Source organism: Streptomyces sp. NPDC002324, assembly GCF_053593335.1.
On record NZ_JBSFCF010000005.1, the window covers coordinates 298,949 to 309,718 of the forward strand.

General features: G+C 73.7%; 6 protein-coding genes and 1 pseudogene. 1 reads left to right on the forward strand and 6 read right to left on the reverse strand.

All coding sequences use genetic code 11. The features are described from left to right. Genes ACWCRJ_RS10520 through ACWCRJ_RS10545 form a run of 6 tightly spaced genes read right to left on the reverse strand, consistent with a single transcriptional unit; the run spans position 1 to position 10,588 of the window. Positions 1-1,521, reverse strand: a complete 1,521-nt coding sequence (locus ACWCRJ_RS10520) for a right-handed parallel beta-helix repeat-containing protein (protein ID WP_450938894.1) — start codon at positions 1,519-1,521, stop codon at positions 1-3. Positions 1,522-1,573: 52 nt separating this feature from the next. Beyond that, positions 1,574-3,559 (reverse strand): alginate lyase family protein, encoded by a 1,986-nt coding sequence (locus ACWCRJ_RS10525; protein ID WP_450938895.1) that lies wholly within the window; start codon positions 3,557-3,559, stop codon positions 1,574-1,576. Beyond that, positions 3,556-5,751, reverse strand: a complete 2,196-nt coding sequence (locus ACWCRJ_RS10530; RefSeq protein WP_450938896.1) for a bi-domain-containing oxidoreductase — start codon at positions 5,749-5,751, stop codon at positions 3,556-3,558. The genes ACWCRJ_RS10525 and ACWCRJ_RS10530 overlap by 4 nt, the downstream gene beginning before the upstream one ends. A gap of 24 nt (positions 5,752-5,775) precedes the next feature. After that, positions 5,776-7,701, reverse strand: a complete 1,926-nt coding sequence (asnB, locus tag ACWCRJ_RS10535) for an asparagine synthase (glutamine-hydrolyzing) (protein ID WP_450938897.1) — start codon at positions 7,699-7,701, stop codon at positions 5,776-5,778. Between the two features lie 2 nt (positions 7,702-7,703). Continuing rightward, entirely contained in the window at positions 7,704-9,224 is a 1,521-nt protein-coding gene (locus tag ACWCRJ_RS10540) for a Wzz/FepE/Etk N-terminal domain-containing protein (RefSeq protein WP_450938898.1), read from the reverse strand. Next, positions 9,221-10,588 (reverse strand): Wzz/FepE/Etk N-terminal domain-containing protein, encoded by a 1,368-nt coding sequence (locus tag ACWCRJ_RS10545; RefSeq protein WP_450938923.1) that lies wholly within the window; start codon positions 10,586-10,588, stop codon positions 9,221-9,223. Before ACWCRJ_RS10545 ends, ACWCRJ_RS10540 begins: the two co-directional genes overlap by 4 nt. On the opposite strand from ACWCRJ_RS10545, the pseudogene ACWCRJ_RS10550 reads away from it, so the two are divergent. After that, positions 10,487-10,770: pseudogene (locus ACWCRJ_RS10550) on the forward strand (hypothetical protein); the annotation flags it as partial. The gene ACWCRJ_RS10545 and the pseudogene ACWCRJ_RS10550 sit on opposite strands and share 102 nt — an antisense overlap.

Sequence of the window (10,770 nt, forward strand, 5' to 3'; positions counted from 1 at the left end):
TCAACCGCCCTTCCCGGCACGGTACTTGCTGCCCGCGTCCTGCCGGTAGGGCGTGTCCCGCCACTGGGCGAAGTCCAGGACCCGGCTCGGGTCGTGGACGACGAACCTCCACGGCCCCCGGTAGACGTTGTCGTGCCAGCGGTTGTGCTGCTTGCGGGTGATCGACTCGGCCACCCGCTCGCCCCGGTAGGGCGACCAGTCCGGATAGGTGCCGTAGTTGGCCAGCACCGCCATGCGGTCGCACTTCGCCGTGCAGTCGAGGACGGACTTGTCCAGCGTGAAGCGGTTGTCGTGGACGTCCACCCGCTGGGTCCTCCACCGGCAGTCGTCGTACAGCGGCACCTTGGCGATCGCCGGCCGCTCGCAGCGGTCGATGTCCTTCACCAGGAGGGTGCACTCACCCGAGGAGGTGTTGGCCGGGCTGTTGCAGAACCGGTCCGCGTTCTCCCACAGGGTGATCCCGGACCAGTTGTTCTCCAGCACGTTCCGGTAGATCTCGATCTTGTCCGTGCGGGCCGGGACGCGCGGCTCGCCGCCGGACTCCGATATGTAGACGGTCGCGAACGGGAAATCGTCGCCGCTGTCGGCGTAGGTGCGGCCCTCGACCCAGTTGTTGCGCCGGATCCGGTTCTCGCGGATGACCGCGTTGTAGCTGGTCTCGTAGATCAGCGCGGCACCGTCGTTGGCCTCCAGCAGGTTTCCCTCGATACGGAAGTCGTTGTTGTTGGTGTCCGCCCACAGCCCCGTTCCGCGGTTGTCGTGCACCCAGTTGCCGCGTACGTCGGCGCCGTCGACGGCCCAGAACTTCACGCCCCCGGTGCAGCCGCAGCCCGGCCGCCGCTTCTCCCAGTCGTCCGTGTTGTTGCCCGTGATCTCGTTGCCCTCGACCACCAGGCCGGTGATACGGCCGTCGGCCTTGTAGGCGTTCATGCCGTACTGGCCGTTGTCGCGCAGGCAGTTGCCGCGCACCCGCTGGCGGGCGCCGGCCATCAGCCCGGCGCCGGAGTTGTTCTGGACCGTCGTGTGCTCGATGACCCAGCCGTCGGCCGAGTCGTGGTTGACCACGCCCTCGTCGTGCGGCGCGACGAAACGCTGCACGGTCAGGTGACGGATGGTGACGTCGGGGGCGGACCCGCCGAACGCGTACTGGTTGGTCTTCCGGCCGTCGAGCACCGCGCCCGGCGCGCCGACGTAGGTGTCCCCCTCCTTGGGGAGGACCTGGGCGTAGCGGTCCGGCCCGAGCCGGTGCTTGCCGGGGAGCAGCCAGAACGTGGTGCCCGGGGGGTTCTCCTCGGTCTTCACCGCCAGGTCGCCCGGCACGGCGGGATCGACCGGCACCGCGCCCGCCGGCGCCTTGGCCGGCCCGGCCGCGCGTTCGGCGCACACCCCGGCCACGGACGTCGGCGGTGCGGTGGTCGGCTTCGGCCGCGCGTCCGGCGTGCCCTCGCAGCCGGTCGCCGCCAGCAGGGCCAGCACCAGCGGTGCCGTGACCCATGCTCGTCGCCGCCCCTTGATCCCCAAGCGTCCTCCCCCAGGCCCCTTCCTTCTCCCACGGAGATCCATCACAGGGGCCCTAGCCCCGGAACCCGAGTACGGTGACGAACTCCCCGGACGGCGCGGTGCCGTCGGCGAAGCCGGTGCCGATCAGCGTGGTGGCGGGTTCCTTGCGCCCGAAGCCGGCGGAGTACCAGCCGAGCGGAGGGTCGCTCTCGCCGCGGTGCGCCCGCCAGGACAGCTGCCCGGGCAGGTCGAGCACCGCGGAGCGGTCCTCGCCGTCCCGGGTCCAGGTGAGTTCCGCGACGGTGCCCACCAGGTCCGCGGCGATCGCCGGACCGAGGTGGAACGCCAGCCGCACGGCCCGGCGCGGGCTGTGCCGGCCGCGGATCTCGTCGACCACCCGCAGCTCCCGGCTCGCGGCCGTCAGCTCCACCCGGCGCCGGTGCACGGAGGGCTCGTAGCCGTCGTGCTCGGCGCACCAGCGGGCCACGCCCTCCCCGGACGTGCCGGCGACCAGGACCCGGCTGCGGGCCTGCCGGGTCCACAGGAACGGACCGCCGGAGACGGACTGGTCGTCGCCGTCCAGTTCCAGGGTGTTGTGGCCGAGGGTGGAGCGGAAGTACCGCCGCCACTCGGGCTGCCCGTGGTAGCAGTACGTCCCCGGGTCGGCCAGCACGTCGACCCCGTCGTGCCGTACCTCCAGGGACAGCGCGTCGGCGTGCGCGTGCGCGGCGATGGACAGGAAGCCGTGCGGGCCGCCGTCGCAGCGGCACCAGATCTCCTCCGGACCGCGCAGGATGGTCATGCCGGCGTCGGCGAAACGGTCGGGCCGGGTCGCCGGGCGGGCCACGGTCGGCGCGGTCCCCTCGCGCGGGCAGGGCCGCACGAGCGCGGCCAGCAGCGGGGTGCGTACGTCGGTGCCGGTCACCGCCGGCCACCAGTCCAGCCGGCCGAAGACGGCGTCCCCGGTGGCCAGCAGCGAGGCCCAGCGGTCGGTGCCCGTGCCGTCCACGACCAGACCGTGCCCGTCGTCCGCGTCCCCCTGGCGCGGCGGCCGCAGCCGGTTGTCCACGACGGCCGCGAGCACGTCGGTCATCCGTAGCAGCACCAGCCGGACCGTCGCGGGCACCGGCACACCCGCGGCGTCCGCCTCGGCCAGCGCGGCCAGGCCCAGCTCCAGCACCAGCCCGTGGTACTCGGTGGCCAGCTCCCGGTTGAGACCCGAGGGGAAGGTGTTGGCGCGCAGCTGCCGTTCCAGCGACCGCAGGGCGTCGGTGCGCCAGCGCGCCGAGGAGGGGAACCAGTCGAAGGCGCAGGCCGCGGCGAACTGCCCGGCGGTCTCGGCGATCACATGGTTGTTCGCGGAGGAGCCCCGGCTGGGGAAGGCGGCCAGCCAGCGCTGGTGGTGCCAGATCTGCCGGTGCGCCACCGGGTTGTCCTCGAACAGCCCGGCCGCGCCCGGCCAGTCGTCGAGCAGCCGGCGCACCCACACCCAGGACAGCAGCCGGATGCCCAGCTCGATGCCGCTGGTCCAGTGCACCCCGCGCAGCGGTGTGTTGGCCGCCCACCACGACCGCAGATGGGCGGCCACCCGCTCGGCGTACCGCTCGTCCCCGGTGACCGCGTAGGCGGCGGCGAGCACGGTGAGGTACTGGTGCCGGGACAGCTCCCAGATCTGCTTGATGTCGCCGACCGCGTCCTCGTCGCGGTACGGCACGTCGAAGGCGTAGCCCCAGGGAGCCCGGCGCCCGGTCTTCGGGTCGTGGCACCAGTCCGGGTCGGCCAGGTCGTCGCGGACCACCCCGAAGTACTCGGCGTGCCCGTCCATCAGCCGGTCCGCCTCGGCGACGAGACGTTTCGCGGCGTCCGGGGGCACCGCGGCGACGGTCCCCGCGGGCAGTACGGCGGTGAACCGGGCGCCGGTCGCACCCGGGCTCCGGGGCGGCGCCGTCCGCCACCGCCGCCTGCGCAGCGTGTCGCCCACCCGGCCGCCGACCTCCCGCGGCCCCATCCGGGACAGCCGTCGCAGGTACCAGCCCGGACTTCCCGCGCGCACGGTCATCGCGTCCGCGCCAACGTCACCGGCGCGCCGGCGGCGAGGCCCGCCCGCACGGCGAGGGTGGCCGCCGTGGTGGCGACGAGCGACTCCAGCGGCACCGGCATGGGCCCGCCGGTCCGCACGGCCCTGACGAACGCGGCCAGTTCGGCGGACTGGCCCTTGTCCCGGGCCTTGGGCAGCCGCGATCCGACCCACTGCCTGCGGCGGCCGTCGTAGACGGCGGCACGGACGAAGTCGTCGAGCCGCAGCACCCTGCCGTCCGCGACCAGGTCCAGCGTCTCCTTGGGGAAGCCGGGCGCGCCGGTGGTGACGTAGCTGATCGTGGCGGTGGACCCGTCCGGGTAGCGCAGGACGACCTGGAGGTCCTCGTTGCCGGGCGTGGTGAGCGCGTACACCGAGACCGGGTCGGCCTCCAGCAGCCAGCTCGCCGTGTCGACGAAGTGTCCGCCCTCACCGGCGAACCGCGAGCCCTCGGTGTCCTGCCGCAGGTACCAGCTGCCGTGGTCCAGGCGGCCCGCGTTGACCAGGTAGCGCAGGCTCGCCGGTCCGGTGCGGGCGCCGAACCGCTGCTTCGCCTCCCGCAGCAGCGGCGCGAACCGGCGGTTGAAGCCCACCTGGAGCCGGTCGTTGCCGGACTCCTTCACCGCCGCGAGCACCCCGGCCAGCTCCTCTTCGGTGAGCGCCAGCGGCTTCTCCACGAACACCGCCTTGCCGGCCAGCAGTGCCCTGCGGGTCAGCTCGGCGTGCGAGCTGTGCCGGGTGACCACGAACACCGCGTCGACGGACTTGTCGCCGAGCACGGCGTCCAGGTCGGTGGTGGCCTCGGCGAAGCCGAACTTCCGCTGCGCGTTGGCCGCCGACAGCGCCGTCGTGGTGACGACCGTGGACAGCTCGACGCCCTCGCGCCGCGCCAGGTGCGGCAGCAGCATCGACGTCGCGTAGTTCCCCGCGCCGACGAACGCCAGCCGCACCGGCGACCCGGCCGCGCGGGCCGGGGCAGTCCCCGCGCCGCCGCGCCGCACCGCGGGCACCGCGACCTCCGGGGCCGCGGCCTCCTCCTGCTCCCGCTGGTCGCCGGGGTACCGGAACAGCACCGCCACGGCCTTCAGTTCACCGTCCTTCAGGCTCCGGTACGTCTCGACCGCGTCGTCGAAGTCGGCCGTGTGGGAGATCAGGGGCTGCACATCGACCCGGCCGCGCGCGAGGAGGTCGAGGAAGCACGCGAGGTTCCGGCGCTCGGTCCAGCGCACATAGCCGATCGGGTAGTCCCGCCCCTCCAGCTCGTACGAGGGGTCGTAGCGCCCGGGGCCGTAGGAGCGGGAGAACCGGACGTCCAGCTCCTTCTCGTAGTACGCGTTCCACGGCAGGTCCAGGCGGCACTTGCCGATGTCGACGACCCGGCCGCGGTCCCGGCACAGCCGGGCGGCCAGCTCGACGGGCTGGTTGCTCGCGCCGCCGGCGGCCAGGTACACCTGGTCCACGCCGTGGCCGTCGGTGAGTTCCGCGACGGCGTTCACCACGGCCGGGGAGTCGGGGTCCCCGCAGGCGGCGGCGCCCAGGCGCTCGGCCAGCTCGCAGCGCGCCGGATCGGGGTCGACCCCGACGACCCGGACGCCGGAGGCGGTCAGCAGCTGCGCCACCAGCTGCCCGATCAGCCCGAGGCCGATGACCAGCGCCACCTCGCCGAGCTGCGGCTCGCCCTGGCGGACGCCCTGCATCGCGATCGACCCGACGGTGCCGAAGGCCGCGTGCCGGGACGCGAGACCGTCCGGCACGGGGGCGTAGAGGTTCTTCGGCACCCAGTTCAGCTCGGCGTGCAGCGCGTGCTCGTTGCCGGCGCAGGCCACGAGGTCGCCGACCTTCACGTCGTCGACGCCGGCCCCGACCTGCTCGACCACCCCGCACAGCGAGTAGCCGAGCGGTGTGTAGGAGTCCAGCTTGCCCATCACCTTGCGGTAGGTGGCGCCCACCCCGTTCGTGGCCACGCTCTGCGCGACCTTGGCCACCTGGTCCGGCCGGGAGCGGGCCTTGCCCACCATCGACATGCCGGCCTCGGACACCTTCATCAGCTCGGTACCGGTGGATATCAGCGAGTGGGCGGTCCGCACCAGCACGCCGCCCGGCTTGCACCCGGGCACCGGCACGTCGAGCAGCGCCAGCTCGCCGCTCTTGTAGTTCTGCACTACCTGTTTCACCCGAAGTCCCTTGTCTCTACGCCGTCAGGGAGCGGTCCGGCCGGAGCCGGAGGTCGCGCCGCGATACCAGTGTTCGAGGGTCAGCACATGCCACAGATGCTTGGAGTTGTCCCGGTGCCCGGCGGCGTCCTCGGCGACGAGCCGTCGCAGCGCGTCGCGGCGCAGGAACCCGGAACGGACGAGCTCGCCGTCGTTCACCACCTCGCGCACCAGCGGCGCCAGGTCCCGGCTCATCCAGGCCCGCAGCGGAGCGCTGAACAGGCCCTTGGGCCGGTAGACGATCTCCCGGGGCAGGATCGAACAGGCGGCCTCCTTGAGGACGGCCTTGCCCTGCCGGCCGACGATCTTGCGGTCACCGGGCACGGCGAACGCCGCCCTGACCACCTCGACGTCCACGTACGGCACCCGCACCTCCGTCGACGCGGCCATGCTCGACCGGTCCGTGTAGGCGAGGTTCAGGCCCGGCAGGAACATCCGGGCGTCGCCGAGGCACATGCGGTTGACGAAGTCGTCGAGGTCGTTGTCCCGGTAGACGTCCGCGTGCTCGGTCAGCACGTCGTCGACCGTCCCGGCCAGATCCGGATCGATCAGGCCGAGCAGCTCGTCCCTGTCGTACATGGTGTAGCTGCGCCGGAACGCGGTCTCCTCCGGCAGATCCGCGAAGGAGAGGAACCGCTTCGCGAAGCGCACCGACCGGTATCCCCGGCGGGCCGAGGCGACCGGCAGCCGGTCCACGGCCGCGGACAGCCCGCGCCGCAGGGGCCGCGGGACGCGCTGGTAGCGCAGCGCGAGCAAATTGGCCAGGTGCTTGCGGTACCCGGCGAACAGCTCGTCGGCGCCCATCCCCGACAGCATCACCTTGACCCCGGCCTCCCGGGCGGCCTCGCAGATCAGGAAGGTGTTGATCGCGGCGGGGTCGCCGATCGGCTCGTCCAGGTGGTATGTCATGTGCGGCAGCAGGTCGAGCACGTTCGGCGCGATCTCGATCTCGTGCAGGTCGACGCCGAACCGCTCGGCCACCTGCCGGGCGTAGCGCAGGTCGTCCGGCATCGCCTCGAACCTGGCGTCCTCGGCGCGGAACCCGATCGTGTAGGCGGAGATCCCGGGCCGGTCGCGGGCCGCCAGCGCGGTCAGATAGCTGGAGTCGAGCCCGCCGGAGAGGAACGTCGCCACGGGCACGTCGGACAGCAGATGGCGCCGGGTCGACTCCTCGACGACGGCGGCGAGGTCCGGCATCTCGCCGGCGAGGGCGCGTTCCCGGCCCTCGGCGGCGACGTCCCGCAGGTTCCAGAACCGGCCGCGCTCCACCCGGCCGTCGGGCCGGCACCTGAGCCAGCTCCCCGGCGGCAGCTTCTCCGCCTCGCGGAACGCACACCGCGAGTCCGGCACCCAGTAGTACAGCAGCGAGGCCACCAGCGCCGCGTGGTCCACCTCCAGCGACCCGCCCGTCACGGCGGCCAGCGCCTTCAGCTCGGAGGCGAACACCATTCCCTCGCCGCGCCGGAGCAGGAACAGCGGCTTGACGCCGAGCTGGTCGCGGGCGAGCACCAGCTCACCGGTGCGCTCGTCGAAGATCCCGAACGCGAACATCCCGCGCAGCCGGGGCAGGCAGTCCGTGCCCCAGCGCCGCCAGGCCTCCAGCAGCACCTCGGAGTCGGACGTACCGCGAAAGCGCACCCCGGCGCCCGTCAGCTCGGCACGCAGCTCGGGCGCGTTGTACAACTCGCCGTTGTACGTCAGGACCAGACCGTCCGAGACCATCGGCTGGGCGCCGGTCTCGGACAGGTCGATGATGGCCAGCCGGCGGTGCCCGAGGTGCACCTCGCCGTCGCCGACGGAATGGCTGTAGCGGCCCGCCCCGTCCGGGCCGCGGTGGGCGAGGACATCGGTGAGCCGGTCGGTCACGGCCTTCCCGTCCGGCCACCGGTACGTACCTGCGATGCCACACATGCCTACCGCGCCTCCTGGTCGCTGTCCGGGACCCGCTCCGCCCACATCGGCAGCCGCTCCGCCCGCCGCCTGCCCGACCCGTTCCGCACGGTGGGCCGCTCGCCGCGGCCACGCGCCGCGCCGGGCGGCCCGTCCCACAGCGTGCCGTCGGTCCGGTCCCGCGGATCGGGGTCGATCAGCACCACCCCGATCACCGCGATGTGCTGGTCCGCGAGCTGCCGCGCCACGGTGTGCAGCCACGCGACACTGCCGTGCCCGGCACGCACGACGAGCACCGTCCGGGTGCCGAGGTACCGCAGGTCGGTCCACGCCGTGCCGGGGGCCACCGAGCCGACGCCGATCCGGCGGTCCCCGGGCGGCAGGGTCTCCGCCTGCGCGCCGCCGACCACGGCCGGGTCTCCCGGCTTCGGGCGGCGGCCCGAAAGCTGCCGGCCGGGCAGCCCGTCGACGACGGCCACCGGTCCCTGGGCCGCCAGTGCCCCGGCGAGGTCCAGGGCGATCACGCTCGCGCCGCGCGCGCAGCCCAGCTCCAGCAGCGACACCGGGTCCGCGGAGCCGCGGACGGCACGGGTGAGGGACAGGGTGAGCCGTGTCCGTGCCGCCCGGGTCCGGCGCCGCCGCCACAGCCAGGGCGAGCGGCGGGGCAGTTCCGTCAGCACCGAGGCGCCGAGGTTCGCGGCGATGTCCCGGCGCAGGACGGGGCGGTCCGCCACCACCGTGCCCACCGCGGCCACCGCGAGGCCGAGGGCGAGCCCGAGGACGAACCCGATCGCCGCGTCGGTGGCGAGGGTCCTCGGCAGCGAGTGCCGCACCGCGCGCGGCGCGTCCACGATCTGGGTGCCGGCGACGAGCTGGGGCGTGCCGATGCGCGCCTCGGCGGCACGCTGGTCGAAGTCGGAGACGCGGGAGGTGAGTTCGGCCCGGCGGGCGAAGAGGGACTCCATGTCGGCCGACGCGCTCGGCCCGCTCTCCGGTGTGCCGTCCCCGATCGCCTTGTTGACCTTGGCGAGGTCGGACTTGATGCGGTCACGCTGGTCGAGCAGGGCCTTGGCCTCCGCGTTCGCGGCTTCCTGTATCCGCCGCACATGGTCGGCGACGAACGCGTCGGCCAGTGCCTTCGCGCGGGCCACCGCCTGCGCCTCGCTGTCCCCGGTCACCTCGATCTGCAGCATGTTGTTGGTCAGGCCGAGACCTCCGTAGTCCTCCATGAAGTCCTCGGGTTTCTCCGCGGAGCCGAGGGTCTTCAGGGCCTGGCCGGCGATCCGGGTGGTCTGCAGCAGCGCGACGTCGGTGCGGATCAGCGTTCCGGGGTCGTTGGGCTGGTCCTCCTGGTGCGCCACCAGCACCTTGGTCACCGCCGTCGGCGGCGGAGGCAGCAGGACCGCCACCCCCGCGCCGCCGAGCAGCCCGAGCAGCGCCATGGCGCCCCAGAGCCGGCGTCGCCTGCGCACCGCCACCACCAGCCCCTGGAGGTCCAGCAGCGGTGCGGTGGCCGACGGCTCCGCGGTCGTGCTCGTCGTCACCGTGCACCTCCCCTCGCGTCGTCGCCGACCGCGAGCGCCGGCGCCACGGCCTCCCGCGGAGGTCCGGCGGACCGGGTCGTACGCGCCCGGACCGGGCCGGCGAGGATGATGCCGACGATCTCGTGCTTGGCGTCCGCACACGCCTCGGCGATGCCGGCGAGCTCTCCCGCGGTCCAGCTGCCAGCGCTGAGCACGACCAGGACCCCCGACTCGGTCTCGCGGTCCGGCACCAGCGGCCGGGCCACCGGAACCCCCACCACCCTCAGCAGCGGATCGTGCTCGGCCTCGGCGACCAGCCGGTCGGCGGCCCGTCGGGCGGTCTCGTCGCCGTCGGGGACGACGACCAGCAGCCGCCGGGGGATCGGCAGCTGTTCCCGCAGCCGGGTGCACACCCGGCGGTAGCGGATCTGTCTGCTGGCCTCGTCGCCGGACGTCCGCGGGGTCGGCAGGTCCCACCGGACGTCGACGCCCAGCAGCCGGCGCAGCAGGGCCCCGGGGCCACGGCCTCCCGACCGCCGCGCGGTCCGTCCGCCGGGCACGTCGACGGCGCCCAGCAGTTCCGAGCCCAGTGCCGCGGCGATCTCCGCCTCGGTACGCAGCCGGCGGCTCATCCGGGCGGCGACGAGATGGCCGACGACCGTGAGCAGGAAGAACAGCAGGGCTCCGGCGGCGATGAGCTGGGTCCTGGTCGGCGGCGCCTCGCCGGTCGGCCGGGCCGCGGACCCCATGACGACCAGGTTGGCGGCCTGCTCGTCGGCCGGGTCGGCCTGGTCCAGCTTGTCGATGGCCTCCTGCAGCGCGGTGCGCAGCTTCGCCAGCTCGGTGCGGGTCTGCACGCTCTCCACGGTCTCCCCCGAACCGGCCTGCTCGGCCAGTTCGGTGATGCGGCGGCTGGTCTTCTTCACCGTCTGCCGCAGTGCTTCGGGCGCCCCCGCGTCGGGGTCGGCGCTGTCGCCCGCGACCTGCTTGGCGAAGGCGACGAACTGCCGGGCGACCTGGTCGGAGAGGCGCTGGGCGCGCTCGGGGGTGTCGGCCGTGCCCGAGATCTTGATGATGTTCCCGTCGGTGGCCTTGGCACTGACGTGCTCCCGCACCTCGCTGCCGTCGACCCCGGTCCAGCCGAGCGCGGTGGCGGCACGGTCGACCACCACCGAACTGGTCGCGATCTCCGCCTGCGTCAGCAGCTCGCGCTCCTCCCACGCCCCGGGCAGCAGGACCGACGCCGACGTCGTGTAACGCGGCGGAAGCAGCAGGGAGGTGCCGTGGCCGACGAGTGCGCCCACCACGGTGAGGATGATGAGGAGCCGTCGGCGCCGACGGATAATCCGCCCGATCGTGACCAGGCGTATCGTGTCATCGCTCAACTGCGCGGCCTCGTTCCCGGCCCGTCCGTATCGCTCGCCTCGCCCGTGCCACTCGCCGAGGCCGTGCCGCTCACCTCGCGCGTGCCGCTCGCCGAGGCCGTGCCGCTCACCTCGCGCGTGCCGCTCGCCGAGGCCGTGCCGCTCACCTCGCGCGTGCCGCTCGCCGAGGCCGTGCCGCTCAC